Source organism: uncultured Pontibacter sp., from assembly GCF_947495565.1.
Lineage (GTDB): Bacteria > Bacteroidota > Bacteroidia > Cytophagales > Hymenobacteraceae > Pontibacter.
Window position 1 is genome coordinate 1 of the sequence record NZ_CANLZM010000014.1, and the last position, 21,201, is coordinate 21,201.

11 protein-coding genes are annotated in these 21,201 nt (G+C 48.9%); 3 read left to right on the forward strand and 8 right to left on the reverse strand.

Translation table 11 applies throughout. The features are described 5' to 3' along the window. Positions 1–152: 152 nt before the first annotated feature. From Q1B04_RS16330 to Q1B04_RS16365, 8 genes are all read right to left on the reverse strand, one after another. Entirely contained in the window at positions 153–509 is a 357-nt protein-coding gene (locus Q1B04_RS16330; RefSeq protein WP_299760738.1) for a hypothetical protein, read from the reverse strand. Between the two features lie 109 nt (positions 510–618). Next, a complete protein-coding gene (locus tag Q1B04_RS16335; protein WP_299760740.1) occupies positions 619–1,146 on the reverse strand; it encodes a hypothetical protein in 528 nt (175 codons plus the stop codon). An 877-nt stretch (positions 1,147–2,023) separates the two neighbouring features. Beyond that, entirely contained in the window at positions 2,024–4,054 is a 2,031-nt protein-coding gene (locus tag Q1B04_RS16340) for a TonB-dependent receptor (protein ID WP_299760742.1), read from the reverse strand. A 56-nt stretch (positions 4,055–4,110) separates the two neighbouring features. Next, positions 4,111–4,920 (reverse strand): FixH family protein, encoded by an 810-nt coding sequence (locus Q1B04_RS16345; RefSeq protein WP_299760744.1) that lies wholly within the window; start codon positions 4,918–4,920, stop codon positions 4,111–4,113. A 185-nt stretch (positions 4,921–5,105) separates the two neighbouring features. Beyond that, the gene (locus Q1B04_RS16350; protein WP_299760746.1) at positions 5,106–5,477 is read right to left on the reverse strand and encodes a hypothetical protein; all 372 of its coding nucleotides are present in this window, start codon (positions 5,475–5,477) and stop codon (positions 5,106–5,108) included. Between the two features lie 196 nt (positions 5,478–5,673). Then, a complete protein-coding gene (locus tag Q1B04_RS16355) occupies positions 5,674–8,079 on the reverse strand; it encodes a TonB-dependent receptor (protein ID WP_299760748.1) in 2,406 nt (801 codons plus the stop codon). A gap of 169 nt (positions 8,080–8,248) precedes the next feature. Next, positions 8,249–8,806 (reverse strand): PepSY-associated TM helix domain-containing protein, encoded by a 558-nt coding sequence (locus Q1B04_RS16360; protein ID WP_299760758.1) that lies wholly within the window; start codon positions 8,804–8,806, stop codon positions 8,249–8,251. Between the two features lie 226 nt (positions 8,807–9,032). Further along, complete coding sequence (locus Q1B04_RS16365) at positions 9,033–12,230, reverse strand: glycosyl hydrolase (RefSeq protein WP_299760760.1); 3,198 nt, start codon at positions 12,228–12,230, stop codon at positions 9,033–9,035. Between the two features lie 925 nt (positions 12,231–13,155). Between Q1B04_RS16365 and Q1B04_RS16370 the strand changes: the two genes are divergently transcribed. From Q1B04_RS16370 to Q1B04_RS16380, 3 genes are all read left to right on the forward strand, one after another. Then, positions 13,156–16,119 carry a TonB-dependent receptor gene (locus tag Q1B04_RS16370; RefSeq protein WP_299760761.1) on the forward strand — a complete coding sequence of 988 codons (2,964 nt, stop codon included), beginning with the start codon at positions 13,156–13,158 and terminating at the stop codon, positions 16,117–16,119. A gap of 11 nt (positions 16,120–16,130) precedes the next feature. Continuing rightward, positions 16,131–17,612: a RagB/SusD family nutrient uptake outer membrane protein gene (locus Q1B04_RS16375; protein WP_299760762.1), complete on the forward strand. Its 1,482-nt coding sequence runs from the start codon at positions 16,131–16,133 to the stop codon at positions 17,610–17,612. Between the two features lie 210 nt (positions 17,613–17,822). Continuing rightward, entirely contained in the window at positions 17,823–20,960 is a 3,138-nt protein-coding gene (locus tag Q1B04_RS16380; RefSeq protein WP_299760764.1) for a glycosyl hydrolase, read from the forward strand. The last annotated feature ends 241 nt before the right edge of the window (positions 20,961–21,201 follow it).

Sequence of the window (21,201 nt, forward strand, 5' to 3'; positions counted from 1 at the left end):
TCAACGAGAGAAGGGAAAATATAAGAACAAAGAAGGTCTTCATCTATTTTTTTTATGATTTCGCTTACGCACAACGTGTTGGTGTATACCTTGTGCGAGGCCATCAGCCGAAGCATAGGGTATAAACTGTGTTGTGCTATCGTGCTTTTATTTCAATCTTTACGATATGTACCTGAAGCCTTTAATTCTTTTGTTAATAGAATCGTCAAAGCAACAATGTAAGCTATTATTGATGAGAGTGAATATGCAGCATATACTTCACGCGACCAGCCTTTACTAAAAGAACTAATTATTGATAATTGGCCATCTATTGCAAAGAATACCAGTTCGTAAAGAATAAAATAAAAAGTCAATCCTATTATTTTTTGTCTTCTTTCGATTAGATACTGCCTGAAAACAAGTGCCAACACCATTCCAATAAATAACTGAATTATAAGCACAAAACTTAGTATAAAGGGTGCCATTCCGACTTCACCCCCAGGTAAACTGGTACTGGTCACCCAAATCATAAAGGCAACCATTGTGAGTGCAGCGTGAATGAAAAGATACCTTACCAATTTTTTATTTTATTTTAATGTATGCAGCACAACGTGTTTGGCTATGGTGCATTTAAATGCACTATAGGCTTTGTTGTGGTATGGTGTTCTGCTTAGTGGCTTCTAAGTATTTTCTTCTTTTTACTATTATTACGATTGTTACTATTATCAATAAGGTCAAACAGATAGAGAAGAATAAATCAGCATAAATGTAGTCCCACTTTTCCTGATTAGTCATTTCTCTTTCAGTATCGTTTATTAAAATACTTCTGGAATAGGTCCTGACTTTACCCGCAGCAATTACCACATATACCAACGAAGGAATCAATGCGACACAAGTCGCCAATAGTCCTAAGAACAAGCCTTTTCTTTTACCTGTACTTATACCTATTCCACCGACAAATAGCAGTAGCCAGAATAAAAACACAGTGACCACTTCTAAGTATGGTCTTGGGTAACCAAAAGTATACGTGTCCAAGCCCCAAGTTTCACTATAAAACAGAACATGGTAGCCAGACTTAAATAAAAAATAAGAAGATACAGTAATAACCAAAACACCAGTTAAAATAAAGACCCAGCGGCTATTGATTATTCTTTCTATCATTTTCATCACTTCACTTTACCACAACTACTGTATAGTAGGAGTACCTACTCCTACTATCTGCACTATGTGTGGAGTACTGTTAAGACCTTTTCTACGGGTTTTCGTTTTAGATCTTGCTTTCTTTTCCATTCTTCCATAGCGCAACACTAATATAGTTAAGTTCTTCAAATTATCAAGCGGACTTACAATTTCATCCAAGGCGTAGGTGGCCACGTGCGTGTAAATTTCGGTGGTCTTACTGCTCCTGTGCCCTAGGTACCACTGGTAACTAAGGCATCTAAAGGCTCCGATTGTTTGTTAGGCCCGGTCATAACTACGCCCATAGTTGGTCGCAGGTGCTTTGGACGGTTCAGGGAGCGCTTGTCTACCAGGGCAATACTCAGAAAATGCTGGTGCAGTTGCTCTATGGTTTGCTGCGTTGTGTGCGCTACATAGCGTTTGTAGGTTTTAGAGTTTTTTATAAAGCTGCTCTCTTTCGGGTGTTTGCCTATGCGTTGATCGGGCTTGTACCAGAGGCAGATACATATTTTCCATTGGTGTGGTATATAACAGGAGCATATATGGTAAAGAGTAATACAAAGCCTAAAGTGACAAGTGTTAAAGCGCTACCCGTGAATTACCCGTGTATACCCGGGTTATCCGGGTATACACGGATATAGAGTGGCGGCCAGATTAATTTGGTGGCTAAAACAAAATGAAAAGCCGCTTCAGGTTAAGCTGAAGCGGCTTTTCTAGTTAATTGAAGTATGAATTTTATATCTTCAGCTATTCGGGTTTAACTGCAGTTGCAGAACATTGTAACGTGATGAAACCTTGCCAAAGCTATAATCTGGAGTACCTGGTACACTTAAATTTTATGCAACCACTAGTGCTATACTTTGGATCAGAACCCCATGGTTAACTGTAGAAACAAATTGCGGCCGGGGCGGCTTATTTTGCCCCAGTCCAGGTGCTCACGGTAGTTCACATCAAAGATATTTTCCACGCCGCCGTTCAGCTGCCATACTTTTTTCTCTGTCTCTTTCTTATACCCGGCGCGCAGGTGCCACAGCATAAAAGCGTTAGTTGGCTGCTCTGCAAAGTCCTCGCTGTTTCGGTGTTGCGCGGCTGCAACCTCCGTTTCGGCCTGCAGCCACAGGTAATCGCCTAAATACTTGCGTAGGGAGGTAACGTTGCGCAGGGGCGGCATCATCGGGAGCGGTTCTCCAGCCGCATCACAGCCATAGCTATACTTTATAGTGCTTACCAGTTGGGTATAGCCATTTAGGTTGTAAACAGCGCTTGCCTCAGCGCCAGCCAGAAATGCATGAGCTGTGTTCTGGTATACTTTCACACCGCGAGCTCCGATGGTCATGGCGCTCAGGTTTGGCGCGTATGAGCCTAAAATGTAGTTGTCTACCTTCGCTGTGTATGCTGTTGCCTGCAACCGCAGCCTCGGCTCTTGCCAGGACAGAGTCAACTCGCCCTGCATGCTTTTCTCGGCTTTCAGGTTGGGGTTGCCAATGTAGTCATACCCATCAAACTGGCTGAACAGGTAGAAGCCGTACAACTCGCTGGCTGTTGGCGCACGCCCGTTCAAGCTCCCCGAAACAGTAGCTTTTAGCTTCTGGAGCAGCATGCGGCTCAACTGCAAGGAAACAGACGGAATCAGAAACAGCTGCTCCGTGTCCGTATATCCAAACACTGACAACTGGTCGCGGCCCTCGCCGGTGGTAATAGAAAAATCCGAAGCGTTGAGGCGGCTGTTGAGCTGAACTTGGATTTTACGGCCAACCTGCAAAGTATATTGCGCCGCCAGCCCCGCCTGCACCTGTCGGTTATCTGGCCAGGTAAGCATATACATTGGCGTTTGGCCTTCCTGGTACATTGTCATGGAAGCTTGCAGGTGAGAAACTGATGCATCGGCCCGCAGGGTGAGGCTTTGGTGAGCGGCCGGTGCCGCAGTGCCTTCCATATACATGCCGGAAGTACGGCTCAGGCCGGGCATATCCATGCGTACAGGCAAGTCTGGGCGGGTGCTGTCATCCATGTAATGGGCGATCCGGTTGGCATACAGGCGCGCCTCCAGCCGGTTCCAGCGCCTTTCCGCATTCTCGCGCAGCAGGGTGAGGGAGGCAATTCTAGCCTGTGCTTCGCCCACGTCCATCGGCAGTGCTGGAAAGCCCATATCCCAGCCGGCATCTGCAATAAAATCAGCTTGTAAAACAAGGTCATCGTGCAGTAAAAACTTTCCGTTAAGGGCATAATTAGCCTTTTCGTACTGCGAGTACAGCACCCGTTCCCCGTTTCCGGCACGGTAGTTTTGGCTCTTGCGATAGGTTCCTGAGGCACGAAGTCCCCAAGTAGGAGTGGCATAGCTCAAGCGTAAGTTGCCCAGCACTGCACGGGCAGCTGTTTGGTAGCCGCTGCTTAAAGATCCTGATAACGTGGGCATGTCTGCCAGTTCGGCCTCAGCCAACTTCATGTTCAGGCTGCCGCCAATGGCTGCCCCCTGCATGACACTGCCCCCCGCTGTATGCACCTCCATACTTTGCAGGTTCAGTGGCTCGATGTAAATAGTGGCCGGGTCCATTTTGTCGGTGCAGGCACCCTGTATGCGCATGCCATCCACAGTTACACTGACCTGGTTAGGGCTGTAAGCACGTATGGTGGGCTCCATGCCATAGCTGCCACGCCTGATAAAAGAGACTTCCGGTATGCGCGATAGGAGCTCTTCTGTTGTGGCGGCTTGGTTGGCACCGTAAAACTGCTGCAGGTGCAACCGGTGGTTCTGCTGCTTAGCCGAAACCGCAACTTCTTGCAGCACAATGGTGCGAACGGTGTCGGAGGGTATGGCGTTTTGCTGGGCATAACCTAACTGCACAGCCAGCGTGTAGGCTGCCGCTATAAGGTACTTCTTTATGTGCTTTATCATTTTAAAATATGATGTCCGCTCCACAGCGTATAATGCCGGAGAGCAGACATACCCATCTAGAAGTTAACCTCAAAGTATAGCTGGCCGGCCTGGCCGGAGGCGTCGTTCAATGTAAGGTTCAGATACCATAAACCGGTCATGGTAAAGTTTACCTTGCCTTTGTAGTGCCCGTTGCTGGTGTGTGTCGGGTTTTGATTGTTGGGCGAGCCGTGGCCCATGGACGGCATTTCAGGGTCCAGTTCCATCGTCAGGTCTGTCGCAGCGGGGAAGTCCATCATGGTGTTCATTTTATAAACAGCCACCTCCAGATCGTTCACCCCGATTTTAGGCTGCTGCGGCTGCAGGTAAGCCACATAGTACCTGGTGCCATCGGTAGCTGAAACAAAAGACTTTAGGCGGCTGGTAGCAGGCTCTTGTACAGTGATCGGGAGGGTAACAGTGTCCGTCTGCCCGTTTGCCGTTACGCTGACTGTCAGAGACCAAGCGCCCATTTCCCCGGAAGGCATTGTAAAGACCACAGCGCCTGAAAAATAACCCTCTGCGACTTTTTCGGAAGCGGGATTCTCAAACGGGGTGGCATGCTTCATGGTCATCATATCCATCAGCGGCATAAAGCTGATGCCTGCCTCTTCCACACGCTTTCCTGCCGCGTCATATACAGCAACGTGCAGCGGGTTATACCCTGTGGTCAGTTCGCTTTCGGTGCTGTAAACCTTTACTTTGAATACATTTGATTCAGTCTGCCCTTCGGCAATTTTATTGTATGTCGTGGTAGGCTCTGGTGTTGGACTGTTTGAGTCGCAGCCGGTTATAAATAGCGTGGCAAGGCAAAGCGCCCACATGGTAAGGCATGTGTGTAATTTCATGATAGTTTTTTTAAAGCCCAGGAACGGGCAAATAATCAGGTATAAGTTATTGAACGCGACAGCAAGCCGCACTGCAAGAGCTGCATAGCCAGGTATGCCGCTACAGCTTCCGGAAAATCAGGCATAGCAAAGCCGGGCCATACTTTAAAAATGGCAGGAGACTTTATCCGGAACAGAGAAAAGACTTATACCTGGGGCGGGTGAAAGCAGGAGGGGAGGTAGGCGCAGCGGTAGCCGCTCTCACGGAAAATGCAGTATTTGGTGCTTTGAGCGGCAGGCACAGTAGCTGCTGCCCAGAAAGGCCCTGGTGTGGTAAATGGGCTAGAGTCCAGCTTAAGGGTGAGGCCCGATGCGTTACCCTCGGGTGCCTCGGCTTTTTTTAGCTGCTTTTTAAGGTAGCATTTGCCTTCGCACTGCAGTTCGGGCTTTGCCTTGTTCTCGCACAGCACCGCCGCGATGTAACTCTTGTTAGCGAAATAAGACGAGAAGACAATTCCCTTGTACATCACCTGGAACGTCATCAGAATTAACAATATTGTCGCTATTGTTGGTCTCATTTCGGCCGCTAAATTAAGACAAAATTGTTTGCCGTGATGATTTGCTGCTTAATTAAATTTGAGCTGGATAAGATTTTAGTAGGGGAGGAGGCAAAGAAAGCAGATACACTATGTTTAGTGACTCTGGAGAAGTATGGCAGTAGCTCAGTTTATGCTTAACATAAGCCCCGCACTTTATTAAATGCGAGGCTTAAGATTAGAAAGTAGCTCTTAGGGAAAGTATGAAGTTCCTGCCCGGCGCTGCAATGCCAGATGTATAGGGCCTGTAACGCTGGTTGGTGATGTTCTCCACACCGGCGCTTGCCATTAAATGATCTGATATTTTATAGAGCGCCTTGATGTTCAGGGTTGTCCAGGCTGGGGAATAAGGTTTGCCGTTTTCATCTATGGCATACATGTAGTCCTTGTCCTGCTCCTCGGGGGCCAGGTTTGCATTGCTTATTTCGCCGTTGTACACAGCATAGACATCTGCCTTAAACCTGTTTATACTATAGGTCAGGTGTGTGGCTCCGAACCAGGGGGCAGCGTGGCGCAAGGGTGCTGTTTCGCCGTTTTCCAGCTCTTCTTCCCCTTCTTGGTAGTTAAACCTGGAAGATAAGCCAATACCGCAATTAGTTGTTAACTCAACGCCGGCCTGAATGCCCCATACTTTCGCGTTTGCCGCGTTCTGGAGCGCTTGCACCTGGCTTTTCTCCCCATCGTACATAATGCTGTCTTGGCCATTCAACAAGAAATCGCGGCGCACTAGGGCATTGTTCAGGTGCGTGTAAAACGCGGAAGCATCTACTTTTAAGAAACTTCCAAACGTTTTGGCAATGCCAAAATCAACGTTGTAGGCATATTCCGACTCCAGGTCTGGGTTTGGCACAACCACAATGCCCGGTGCGGAGTCGAATACCTTCCCGATATCATCGATGTTAGGCGCGCGGAAACCGGTAGACAGGTTGCTGCTGACTTGCCAGGATGGCGACGGGTGATACACCAGGCCTGCGCTACCTGTAAGTGCCCCGGCATTAACCGCAGCTTCGGAAAAAGGGAAAGGGTAGAATGTGTTGTCAAACGCGGCATTAAGTATAAAATGGTTATACCTGGCGCCGGTTTGCAGGCTTAATCTTTCGCTGGGCTTAAACTGATAGGTGGCAAAAGCTGCGTAAGAGCTCCAATCAGAGCCATCAGGGTAGCGTGCGGGGCCAGTCACTTCTTCGCCGCTACGCACATTCTCATCGGTACCGCTAGAGTTTATCTTATTGTAAACAGCCTCGGCGCCATATAAAAGCAAGTGTTTCTCGGCAAGCTGCTTTTCAAAATCCAGGTTGGCAGACCAGGCACTTACCTTCTCGGTGCGGTTATACTTGGTTGGCTGGCCAAAATCCCGGTCGTGGCGACTTTCTTTGAAAAACTGGTGCGCCAGGTTTATACTTAGTTTATCGTAAAGTTTACCTCCTGCATTCCGCTCTATCTTCAAATGGTTCATCATCCATTCCTGTGGGCCGTAGTGCCATTCTGCTGAGCGAAGCGCGCCCTTGCGGTAACGAATCAGACGGTCATACCTGGCGTAATCAGAGGTGGTGGAGTAATGAAAACCATAGTTGACATCCCAAGCCTCGTTCGGGTTAAAGCGCACTTTCTGCATTAGGTTTATTTGATTGTAACCGGATGATGCCTGCTCGCGTGGATTAGAATTGGTTAGTACCTCATCGGTACCATTTATGGTTTTGGCATACTCCGGGCGCAGGTATTCTTCGGGGCCGTGGGTGCCCATGGTCAGGTTGTCGTAGTCGCTGTACGTGGCGCTGGTCAGGAAAGCCCATTTCTCTAAGCCAATGGAAAAATCGATATGGCCGGTTTTCTCGTTATTTGCCGACGACCAGCGGCTCGCGGCGCTACCGTTTACCTGTATCGTCTCGTTGCTTACCATTGGCGGCGACAAAGTATAAAAACTCATGACGCCGCCAATGGCATCGCTTCCGTAGCTTACAGAGCCTGGCCCGAAAAGCACCTCGGTTCTGCTCAGCGCAAATGGGTCAAGAGAGATTACGTTTTGCAGGTTGCCGCTTCTGAAAATAGCCGTGTTCATGCGCACGCCATCAACAGCCAAAAGCACACGATTCGTGGCAAAACCCCGGATCATCGGGCTGCCGCCACCTAACTGGCTCTTCTGGATGTATACTTCACCGCTGGCTCCGAGCATGTCGGCGGCAGTTTGCGGGTTTTGCAGCAACACCTCTGCCGTGCTGATGGTCGTTACTTTTCCAGGCACCTCTCGTTTCTCCTGCTTCCAGCGGGCCGCAGAAATTACCACCGCATCCAGCGACACATTGTCCTCAGGGAGCAGCACCTGAAATTTATTATTCTGAAGCTCGGCAAAACTTAGCGAAATGCTTTTGTAGCCAATGCTGCGCACGGTAATCTGAGTGGCATCCTTTAATGAGCTTATATCTGCCTTGCCCTGGCTGTTGGTAAGTATGGCATTGTCTGCGTTGCTGTATATCAGCGCTGCCTCCACGGGTAAGTGGGTAACCTGGGCTTTTACGGTTACTGTTTGCGCTTGCGTAGCAGAAGCAAGCAAGAGTAACATACCTATGTATAAAAATTTTTTCATACTGATTGAGTTTTATCTGCTGCCTTGTCAGTCAGCAGGTCCTCCTTAATTTCCGCTTCAACATGCTTCCGTATCATCTTCTGCACATGCTGCTTTATCTTTAAAGTGAGGCAAAGACTGGCAGTAGGCATTAATGAAAGGAAGCGATTTTGGGCATGTAGCTGGATTATTATTTTTTGAGTTGCCTAACTTTTCTGGGGAATAGCCAAAGTATAAATCCTGAAATAACCAGTGCCAGCAGGCCGAGGCCCAGCACATTCATACTTATCAGTTTAAACCCATCGCTGATGATGGAGCCGTCGTGCAGGTGCTCAATCCAGTCGGAGTGGCGGCGGGCCACAGAGAGTACGTTACCTGTGCTGCCATCAAGCTGCACCTCCCAGTAACCTTCGGCAAACAGCACTTTCACAATGCCTTTGTCTGGGCGGGCCTCCAGTCGGTCAATGGGTGTGTTTGGGAGTTGCTGCGCAGAGTCCAGGGCAGCCTGGGCAATAGTAGCCATCTCGGCCAGCGAAATCCATTGGGGTAAATCTGTGGTAGCGCCTTTTTGGGTTGGGGGCTGCAGCAGGTCGACATCCTTTTTCCAGCCCAGTAACAAACCTGTTACGCTGCTAACAATAAGAAACATGCCAAGCCCTAGCCCCAGGTAGCGGTGGTATACCCGGTAGGAGCGTAGCAAACCTGTAAGTCGCTTTATTTTTGATTTATGTGTTTGAGTAGTAGTCAAGTATAAGATCTTTTAAAGTAGGTTTTCCAGGCCGTAATCCAAGCATCTAAACATAATCCAAAATGGCCTTTAAGTATAGTTAGACAGGTTGTTAAGTAGTTGGTTTAAGCTTGTGTGAAATATAAAGAATATCAGGGGTAATGTGTAGGTTATTAAAAGCAAAAGCATCCCCCAGCACTAAAAAAATGCTGAGAGATGCTGATAATGCATAGCGAGATGCTGAAGACTACTCTATAGAAGAGGTCGCCTTGCTTTGAGCCTTTTCTTTGTTAAGGCTGATCGCATTTACACCTTTTTCCTTCACCAGCTTATTCAGGGCTGGCACATCTTGGGCTTTTACCTGCTTAAAGGCAGTCAGTTGTGCATCAATTTTAGATGTTACCTCCTGCTTAAACTCATAGGCTTGCTTTGTAGGCGCAAAGTCACCTGAGCTTACCTGTGTGGCAAGGTTTGCCAGTTTGTTGTTCAGCCGGATAGGGAAGTTCAGTGGGTCCTGGTTGCTGCGGTTTTTAGTTTGGTACAACGTTTCCTCTATCGTGGTGATCTTCTTATCTATCGCCTTCGCCGATTCCACCACATCTGCATAATTGTCCTGGCCTTTCAGGTTGCTCTGCAGGGTATTAAGCTGCGCCCGGATTGCTCTGATTTCCTTAATGGCATCGTGCGTTTCGGTTAGCTTGTCGCGCACATCCAGCATAAAAGCGAACTGCGCCTGCAGATCTTCCGGTTTAGCGTCTGAGCGTGGGTCTTTTAAAATAGTAAAGGCAGTTTCCTGGCTTTGGCCGCCTACGGTTAATCGGGCTTTATACTCACCTGGCATCGCTTTTGGCGATAAGTTGCCGCGGGCTCCCCAAAGGATCATGCCATCGAAGGTGCTGGCTGCCGGGTAATACATGTCCCAGACAAAGCGGTTCAAACCTTTCTTCACCTCAAGCTTCTCTTTCTTGTCTTTGGCGTCGGTGGCGTAGCTGCTGATAAGCTTTCCGCTCTGGTCCATGATCTCCAGTTTCACCACGTTGGCCGAGTCTGGCTTGGCAGGCAGGTAGTAATGCACCATCACGCCGCCCGGGTGGTTCTGGCCGGCTGTTTTGCTATCGCCACGGCTGCCGCCATTCATCTTGTAAGAGTCCATTGGCTTGTAAAGGTGGAACTTGCTGCTGGCAACTTCTTTGTCCAGCTGGTGCAGTGGGGTAAGGTCATCAATAATCCAGAAGCTGCGGCCTTGGGTGGCGGCAATCAGGTTATCGTTTTTGATGGTCAGGTCCGTAATCGGCACGATAGGCAGGTTCTGCTGGAATGGTTGCCAGTTATCGCCGTCATCAAAGGAGACATACATGCCATACTCTGTGCCTGCGTAAAGTAAACCTTCCCGTTTAGGGTCCATGCGAACAACGCGTGTAAAGTGCGTATCTGGAATACCGTTTGTTATTTTGCGCCAGCTTTTACCGTAATCCGATGTTTTGTACAAGTATGGGTTAAAGTCGCCGGTTTTATACTTGGTGCCCGCCACATACGCTGTGCCTTTTATACTTGGATGCACGTCGATGCTGTTGATCATCATCCACTCCGGCATACCTTTCGGGGTCACGTTTGTCCAGTTTTTGCCGCCGTCGCGGGTTACATGAATAAGGCCATCGTCAGAGCCTGCCCAGATAACGCCTTCCTCCACCGGAGATTCACCAATGGCGAAGATAGTACCGTAGTACTCCACGCTCGTGTTATCCTGCGTGATCGGACCACCCGAAGTACCAAGTTTAGAGTCATCGTTGCGGGTCAAATCCGGGCTGATTGTTTCCCAGGACTGGCCATTGTTTGTCGTGTAATGCAGGTGGTTTGAGGCTGCGTACAGCTTCTTGGGGTTGTGCGGCGAGTACATGATCGGGAAGTTCCACTGGAATCTATACTTCATACTTTCCGCGCCTGCGCCCATCGGGTTATCTGGCCACACGTTTACAACGCGTTGCTGCCCGTTTTCGTGGTTTACCATCTCCAGGAAGCCGCCATAGTTGCCGCCAAACACAACGTCCGGGTTTTCAGGGCTTACGGCCAGGTGTGCACTCTCGGCACCGGCTGTTTCCTCCCAGTCGTCTTCGGTAATGGCGTAGCCGCTGGAGCGGTGCGAAATACGAATGGTAGAATTATCCTGCTGCGCACCATAAATGCGGTACGGGAAGTAGTTGTCGGTGGTAACGCGGTAGAACTGCGCCGTTGGCTGGTTCATATACGTAGTCCAGTTCTCGCCGCCGTCCGTGGATACCTGTGCGCCGCCATCATCGGCAATAACCATTCGCTGTGGGTTTTCAGGCGCAATCCAGAGGTCGTGGTGGTCGCCGTGCGGGGCGTTAAAGCTTTCGAACGTCTTGCCGCCGTCCTTGCTGCGGTGGTATGATACGTTCATCACGTATACCTGATCCTCGTTTTTAGGGTCGGCATAGATGCGTGTATAGTACCAGGCCCGTTGGCGCAGGTTGCGGTCATCGTTCACCTTTGTCCAGGTTTCACCAGCATCATCGGAGCGGAATAAACCGCCTTCTTCAGCTTCTACCATGGCAAATACCCTGCGTGGGTTAACCGGGGAAACCGTAACGCCAATTATACCCAGCGTACCTTTCGGAAGGCCTTTGTTGCTGGAGAGCTCTTTCCAGGTTTCGCCGCTGTCGGTGCTTTTCCAGATGCCGGAGCCGGGGCCGCCGGAGGAGAAGCTGTAAGGTGTACGACGCACGTTCCAGGTGGTGGCGTACAGGTTTCTGGCGTTGGATGGGTCGATGATAAGATCTACAGCGCCTGCGTCTTTATTTGCAAAAAGAGTTTTCTGCCATGTTTTTCCGCCATCGGTGCTTTTATAGACACCGCGTGCTTCGGTAGGCTTGTACAGGTCGCCCATGGCAGCTACGTATACTATGTCCGGGTTATCCGGGTGTATCCGGATGCGGCCGATGTGCTTTGTATCTTTCAGGCCAATGTGCTGCCAGGTTTTTCCCGCATCCACCGACTTCCAAAGGCCAAACCCGGAAGATACGTTTCCGCGAACGGTTTGCTCGCCCTCTCCCACATAAATTACATTCGGGTCGGATTCGCTTACGGCCACAGCCCCAATGGAGCCGCCAAAGTAACCGTCCGAAATATTCTCCCAGGTAGAGCCGCCATCCATGGTGCGCCAAACGCCGCCGCCGGTTGCGCCACCATAATATAGGTTAGGGTGGCCGGGCACGCCGGTTACGCTGCTCATACGGCCACCTCTAAAAGGACCGATGGAGCGCCAGTTTAAGCCGTCGTAAAGTTCCTGCGGGAAGGTGGCTTTGTCAGATTTCCGGGCTTTGGACTTCTTCTGAGCCTCTGCCGGATGGCTGGTAACGATGAGCGCCAAAGCTGTAGCGAGCATGAGCCGCCGGGGCTTGAGCGCCGAGCGTAAAGCTGTGATCATATCTGAAGGTTTTTAGTTGATAAAAGTTTAGATTTTAGTGATGTGTAAGCATTGGTGGCGTAAGCTATTGTTTGGTGAAAGTTGTTATAACTATAATAAGGCATGAGTTAAGTATAAATACTTAATTTCGCAAAGATTTGAATATGATTATTTTTAATTTATGAACATGGTTTTGTGCAGCCATTGTTATAATTCGATGGTAAGTCAAACTTGCTGGCGTAACATGGAGTGTGCAAATAATAGTGTTTAGCTATTGAAATGCGGGTTTTAAGCTGGTTAATCTACTGATGCTATAACATTAGATATTGCATCATAATTATGCTGAAATTGCTGCAGGTGCATTTTGGTGGGTGCTGTTGTTGAAAATTAGTTTGCTAAAATGTTGATTTGCTTGAAAATAAAAAATATACTTACAGTCGTAAGCCTATTAATTTTGGTGAAGCCAGGTAAATAGGGGCTAAGAAAGCATCGTAATTGAAGCTGCAGTATTTGCTTTAGTTAAGGTTTGGTGAACCTCTGTTGATGTTCTTAACTCTTTGAAACTTGGCATTAACGTTTTTTACGAAGCTGTTTTACCGGCACATGTATTCCGCTTTCCGGAATTTGCCGGTTCTGCAACAGTATTTCTCAGCGATTTTGACGAATGAGGGTATGCGCCTTGTTCGGAGCTGATTACTTTTCTACTACTCGCATACTATTGATCTACAGCTGGCTAAGTTTGGGCGCTTCTTTCAAGCGCATCCGGATGCAGCCACGGAACCCAGGAATTACTTTTCTTTTGGAGCCCTGTAACAGCAGGTAAAAATTGCATTTTAAGGATAATGTGATATTGGCGAAGCCATGCCTTTTTCTTAATATGATTTTGGATTTTACCATTTGCTGGCAGAGTTAAACAGTTTTTTTCTAACAAGTAAATGATTTACTTATGAAACACTATTTACTCATTGTATTTTTGACATTGTGCGCGCCTTCTATGGCTGTTTTAGCGCAAGGGAGAACCGTTTCGGGCAAAGTAACTTCCGAAGCAGACGGTTCTGAATTGCCGGGAGTTAGCGTGGTGCTGAAAGGTACTACCACTGGCGTAACAACAGGCCTGGATGGGTCTTATCAACTAAATGTGCCAAGCAATGCAGGCACGCTGATGTTTCGCTACATCGGTTTTCAAACGAAGGAGGTGGAAATCGGTAGCCAGAGCGTTATCAATGTGCGTCTGTCTTCTGATGTGAAGTTGCTCAAAGAGGTGGTGGTGACTGGTTATGGCGAGCAGGACCGAAAGACACTGACCAGCGCCCAAACATCGGTCAGCTCCGAGGAAATAGCAAACCTGCCAGCCGCCAGCAGCGACCAACTTCTGCAGGGCCGCGCAGCAGGTGTGCATGTTGCTGCTAACTCCGGTACACCGGGTGGCGGTGTGTTTGTACGTGTGCGTGGTACCTCCTCTATAAACGGCTCCAGCGACCCGCTGTACGTAGTGGACGGCATTCCGATTCAGGCGAACAACTTATCTGACTTAGACTTAGGAGGTGGCACAACCAGCCCCATTGCAGACATCAACCCAGCCGATATCGAATCGATGGAGATTCTGAAGGATGCATCGGCCACGGCCATTTATGGTGCCAGAGCGGCAAACGGTGTGGTGCTCATCACTACCAAGCGCGGCAGCAGCGGCAAAGCAAAAGTAAGCTTAGGAGTATACCACGGTACACAGTATGCTCCTAGGAAACCTGAAGTGGTGGATGGCCCAACATATGAGCGCCTAATCAACGAGGCTTTTGTAAACAACGGCAAGGCGGCTCCTTATGCTAACCCAGATGCAGCCATCTCTACAGATTGGTCAGATGCTATTTTCAGGTCGGCAAGCATTTCAAACTATGATCTGTCGGTGAGTGGCGGCACGGATAAAGTGCATTACCTGGTATCAGGTAACCATTTTAACCAGGAAGGCGTGCTGATCGGCTCTGATTTTAAAAGAAACAGTGCGCGTGTAAACCTTGATTTTTATCCGGTGGATAAACTGAAAATAGGTACAAGCATTTTATACTCCAGTAACAAGCGCAATCGTTTAAGAAACGATGATAACATTTCAGGGGCTTTACCAGGGGCTATCAACTTTCCGTCTGACCGCCCATACTACCAGCCGGATGGTTCCTACTCTAAGTTCAGTATTTTTGAGAACCCGATTGCCGCTGTAGAAGAAAGCGACATCAAGATGAACACCAACCGCTTTTTGGGTAGCCTGTATGCCGAGTATGAAATAACAACCGGCCTCCGACTGCGCTCCAGCTTTAGTATAGACAACAGTTCTATACAGGAAGACCTGTATGACAACACCTTGCTAAACAACGGGGCAGGCACGAACGGCTACGGGGTTTCGCAGGCAACGCAAAGCGAGAACTGGATTCAGGAGAACGTTTTAAGCTATGAGTTTGCCCGAAACGACCATTCGTTTAACGTGCTCTTAGGTACTTCACTTCAGGAGTCTGAGTATTCTATCACGGAGGCAATTGGAGAGCAGTTTCCGAGCAACAACTTCCGTAAAATTACCTCTGCCGCTGTGCAACGCGCCCGTTCTAACGCCTCCAGCTGGGGTATCGCCTCTCTGTTTACGCGCATAGGCTACGACTATAAAGACAAATACCTGGCGACCATAAACGTGCGCCGCGATGCATCCTCGCGCTTCGGTAAAGACAACCGCTGGGGCACATTCCCTTCACTGGCCTTGGGTTGGATAGTGTCAGAAGAGCCTTTCTTTGACGCTGCGCCAGCATTTATCGGCGACGTTAAAATAAGAGCGAGTTATGGTATAACAGGTAACCAGAGCGGCATCAACGATTTTCAGTCGCTTGGCCTTTGGACAGGTTCTGCCTCCTATGCAGGCTTGCCGGGTATCAGCCCGCTGCAGTTGGCCAACAAGGACCTGAAGTGGGAAACCACGGCACAGACAGATATTGGCTTAGATTTCAGCCTTTTTGGTGAGCGCATCAATATCATCGCTGATTACTACGTGAAAAAAACATCTGATTTGCTGTTGCAGGTGCCGCTACCAAGAACCTCAGGTTTCAACTCACAGTACCAAAATTTTGGCAGCCTCGAAAACAAGGGCTTTGAGCTGGCGATCATCGCGAACGTAATCAACTCAACTGATTTTACCTGGAATACCAACTTCAATATTGCCACCAACAAGAACAAGGTAACCAAACTGGCAGCACCGTTCAACGTGTACAACCGCGACCTGTTCAGGTATGAGGAAGGCTATCCGATGTTCTCCTTCTATTTTCATGAGCAAACCGGCGTAGACCCTGCCACAGGCGATATTCAGTTTGCCGACGTGGACGGAGACGGAGAGTTTGACCCGAACGTGGACCGCAAGATTGTAGGCGATGCCAACCCGGACTTTTTCGGGGGCTTTACAAATACGTTCAAGTATAAAGCGTTTGACCTTTCGTTTTTCCTGCAGTACTCCTACGGTAACGACCAGCTTAACTGGAACCGCTTCTTTAACGAGCACGGCGGTACGCGCGACTTTAACTTCAATGTAAGCCAGCTGGACAGATGGCAGAATCCGGGAGACCAGACTATGATCCCGAAGATGACTGCAGCCAACTATGCGGGCAACCTGAGGCCTTCGCGCTTTGTGGAAGATGGTTCTTACATGCGCCTCAAGAACATCACGCTTGGCTATACGCTCCCGCAGACACTGCTTAGCAAAGTGGGTATCTCTTCGGCCAGAGTTTACTTAACCGGCCAAAATATCTTTACCATCACAAACTACACTGGCCTTGACCCGGAACTGACAGGAATTGGCGATAACCCACTTATTCAGGGCGTTGAGTTCTTCAGCCTGCCGCAGCCTCGAGTATTCATGGGTGGTTTTAATCTTAGCTTTTAAGGAGGATTTTTATGCATACAACTATAAACAAATCAATGGCCGAAGCGGCCATAAAGCTCAGAAAGAAATTAGTTAGAGGAGTAGCAAAAAGGAACGCCGTTTATATGATCGGGCTAGCCTGTTTGCTGGGAGGCGCCAGTGCCTGCGAAACCCTGGACCATGAGCCGCAGGCGGAGGTATCGGATGATGCAGCAATCTCTGACCGCAAAGGAGCGCAGGCAGCATTGGCTGGGTTATATGACCAACTCCAGAGCAGTAACTATTATGGTGGCAATTTCATGATCATGTCGGATGTGTCGTCGGATGTGGCGCAAAGTATAGGCTCCTGGGATTTTTATCGGGAAATGGACACTTACCTCATCGATAAAAGTAACCTGGAAAATGGCAACCTCTGGACTAGGGCATTTAGAGCGATAAACGTTGCCAACAACATTATTGACCAAGTGCCACCGTTGGCTGACCTTTCTGAGGAAGAGAAAAACGCTATAATCGGCCAGGCATATTTTGTAAGAGGATTGGCATACTTCGACTTATCCAGAGTTTACGGCGGTGTACCGGGTGTTGTAGGAAACCTGGGCGTTCCTATCGTTACAATGCCTTCAAGGCAAGTGGATGATTCATTGTTCCCGTCCAGAGCAAGCTTGACGGAATCTTACGGCCAGGCAGAAGCGGACTTTCTGAAAGCGCTAGAATTGTTGCCCGAAAAGTATGGTGATGACAACACTACCAAATCTCAGGCAGTGAAAGGAACAGCAAGGGCACTGCTCTCGCGGTATTACCTGTATGTTAATCAGCCAGGACAGGCAGAAAGTTATGCCGATGCCGTAATTGCAGATCCGAAGTATACTTTGTCGCCGAGCTTTGCCAACATCTTCAGCAGTAAGTTTACCTCAGAGGCTATTTTTGAGCTCAACTTTAACAGTGCAGACCAAAGCACGATTAACAATTGGTATTTCCCGTCATCCAAAGGTGGCCGCGGGGATGTGGCAGCGCATTCAGATTTTTATGCGGAGGCAACTGCTAACCCAGATGATGTACGCGGTATGATGTTCGGCTATTACGAAGGCAAGGATGTATACTATCCGACAAGGTATGCCAATACCAGCGGCATAGATAATATCCATATCATCAGGCTTGGCGAAGTATACCTAAACCGTGCGGAAGCAAGGGCGAAAAGCGGAGATATTAGCGGTGCCCTGGAAGACCTGAATAAAATCAGGGAGCGGGCTGGCATTGACCCGATCGAAGACCTGACTGACCAGCAGGAAGTGCTGGAGGCAATCTGGCAGGAGAGAAAGCTGGAGTTAGCCTTTGAAGGACATAGCTTCTTCGACCTTGTACGCACTGGCCAGGCCTTAAGCGTAATTTCCGGAGTGCCGCGCACCAATGGCCCCGATGTAGACCTGCTAGACCCGAACCGGCAGGTGTTTCCAATCCCGGCCTTCGATATTGATGCGAACAGCAATCTGGTGCAAAACGAAGCGTACAAATAGGATACGATGCAAAAACCACTATACATACAGCCTGAAAAGCAAGTGCTGCAATGTATTATGAAGTTGCCAAAATCGGTGCAGGGCCTTCCTGCACCGATTTTTTTATGCCTGTCCGCAAAGCTGGGGCTGGTTCGTAGCCATCCGGAAGCCAGGTTTTGTATTTCCATACTTGAATCATTCTTTCAGACTCATTTTTAAAAGATAACGCTTATGAAAAGTATACTTACGCTTATTTTTCTGATTGGCCTGGTCGGGCAACCGCTTGATGTAGAGGCGCAGCGGAACAGAAAAAAGTCAAAAACTAGTACGAATAAGGTCGGTGCTACAGCGCCTGAGTTTTACAAAGCGATGGAGTGGCGCAACATTGGGCCTTACCGAGGTGGCCGTTCCGTAGCAATTACCGGCGTACCCACTAAGCCAAGCACATTTTACGCAGGCTATACCGGTGGCGGACTCTGGAAAACCACTGACTCCGGAAGCTCCTGGAAAAACATCTCCGACGGTTATTTTACCGCCAGCTCCATTGGGGCGATAGATGTAGCCACTAGCGACCCGAACGTGATTTATGTAGGTACCGGTGAGGCTGCTGTGCGTGGTGTAATGACAGTGCACGGCGACGGCGTTTACAAATCCACGGATGGAGGAAGCACCTGGAAAAACATAGGCCTGAACAATACCAGGCAGATATCCAAGGTAAGAATCGACCCTAAAAATGCAGATATAGTATACGTGGCCGCACAGGGCAGCCCTTATGGAGCCAACAAGGAGCGTGGCATTTACCGCACCAAAGATGGCGGGAAGAACTGGGAACTGGTGCTGCACGTGGACGAAAACACCGGCGCCAGCGACCTAAGTATGGATGTGACAAATCCCAATGTACTGTATGCAGCCTTCTGGCAGCACCGCCGCTACCCCTGGAAGGTAGAGAGCGGTGGCCCGGGCAGTGCCATCTATAAATCTACGGATGGCGGCGATACCTGGAACAAGCTGGAGAACGGCCTTCCAAAACTGATGGGTAAAATCGGGGTGGCTGTATCGCCGGCAAATCCGCAGCGCGTTTGGGCCATTGTAGAGGCTGAAGATGGCGGCTTGTTCCGTTCCGACGATGGTGGCAAAACCTGGGCAAACATCAACAAAGACCGTACGCTAAGAGCGCGGGCCTGGTACTACATGCACGTATTTGCTGACCCCGTGGATGAGAACAAAGTATACGTGATGAATGCGCCGTTTATGAAATCGTTGGATGGCGGCAAAAACTTTACGAGCTTGGCAACGCCGCACGGCGATAATCACTTTTTATGGATAAACCCACTGCAGCCACACATCTGGGCCAACGCAAACGATGGCGGCGGCAACATCTCGCATAACAGCGGCGAAAGCTGGTCTACGCAGCAAAACCAGCCCACGGCACAATTTTATCGCGTAAATGCCGACAATAAATTTCCGTACACCGTGTACGGTGGTCAGCAGGATAACTCTACGGTAGCCATACCTAATGCGCATCCGGGGCCAGGCATTCCGTGGTCTGCGTTTTATCCGGTGGGTGGCTGTGAGTCGGCGTACGTAGCCTTCAACCCTGATGACCCGAATTATATCTATGCAGGCTGTTACCAAGGCATCATTAGTGAATGGAACGCCGAAACCAAAAGTACGCAGGATGTCATGGCTTACCCGTTCCTGGGGCTTGGCTCCAAGCCGCTGGATCAGAAGTATCGCTTTAACTGGAATGCGCCCATCATCGTGTCTAAGTTTGACCCTTCGGTGATTTATCATGCCGGTAATGTGGTACTGCGCTCTAAAAACAGAGGGCAATCCTGGGAAGAAATCAGTCCGGACTTGACGCGCAACAAGCCGGAGTTTTTAGAGAATGGTGGTGGCCCGATCACGAACGAAGGCGCAGGTGGCGAAATATACCAAACCATTTACTACCTGATAGAGTCGCCGCACGACCAGCAGGTGCTATGGGCCGGCTCCGATGATGGACTAGTGCACGTAACCAAAGACGGCGGGAAAAGTTGGCAGCAGGTTACACCTAAAGGGCTAACTTCCACTACGCTTATTAATGCCATCGAAGTATCGCCGCACGAGCCCAACACAGTATACTTAGCCGTTAACGATTACAAATCAAACGACTTTACGCCGCATGTCTTTAAAACTACTGATGCCGGAAAAAGCTGGAAAAGAATTGTAAATGGCATCAAGGCAGAACATTTTACAAGAGTGGTAAGAGAAGACCCAAAGCGGAAAGACCTATTATACTTAGGCACTGAATCCGGGCTGTATGTATCGTTTAACGGAGGAGAGGAGTGGAAACCGTTCCAGTCGAACCTGCCCATCACACCTATACTTGACCTGAAGGTGCACCAGGACGATTTGATTGCCGCCACCGGTGGCCGCGCCTTCTGGATACTGGACGACCTGACGCCGCTTCATGCGCAACAGAGCCAACTTACTTCCTCGGATGTGGTGCTGCTAAAACCGGCAGATGCCATTCGGGCCGACTTTGTGCAAAGCAAGAAAGCCGCGGAGTCGCTGTTAGGTGAGAACCCGCCGCATGGTGCCCTGATTCATTTCGCGGTGAACAAGGCCGTGGATACAACAGCTTTAAAGCTGGAAATATTTGACACAAACGGAAGCCTGATCAGAACACTATCTTCAAAAGCGGAAAATGAAAAGGATAAAATTAAAGTAACGCAAGGCCTGAACCGTGTGCTGTGGGACCTGAGCATACAGGCAGCTAAGCGCCCTGATGGTTTGCTGGCCGGTTTTGGAGAAGGAAACTACCGTGCGGTGCCGGGCAAGTATAAAGTAAAGCTAAGCTACGGCGGTAAAGTACTGGAAGAAGACTTTACGGTGAAAGGCGACCCGCGCTACCAGGTGCCTGCCATGGCCTATGCAGACCAAGGCAAGATGCTGGAAGCCATACAAAGTAATCTCACAGAAATTTACCAGTATGTAAACAACATCAGGCTGGTAAGAAAACAGGTGAACCTGGTGAAGGAAATTATAAAGAACACGGATAAAAACGATGCGCTTCTGGCATACGCTGATTCCATCATAAAGCAGACTGAGGCAATGGAAAAACTACTGGTGCAGCCGCAGCAGCAAACCTTCCAGGATGTTATAAACTTCGATAATAAGCTGGATAACCACTTTATCCACTTAACTGGTTTGGTTGATGAAGCTGTGCCACCGGTTACTAGCGGCCAAAAGCAACGTTACCAGGACTTGCAGAAGCAATGGGTGGCTGCCAAAAGCAAGATAGACTTGTTTATGAAAGAAGATGTAAAGCGCTTCCATGAGAAACTGCAACAGCAAAACGTAACCCTGATTGGGCTCGTGAACTAGCGCAACTTGTTTATAGAGTATGCTTGCGACTCGGTGCTAAAATAGCACGGCACCTTGTCTGAAGTACATTAAAAACCTCTCAATTAAAGTTGAGAGGTTTTTTTATAAGTATAGAGCTGTGTCATTATGCTGCTATTGCTCTGGATACGCTTCTGATTTTTATCAAGGATAATAAATCAGTTTTTAAATGGAAACCTGAGAGCTTCAGGTTCCGAATTTGGCTTTTGTATGATTCTTGATC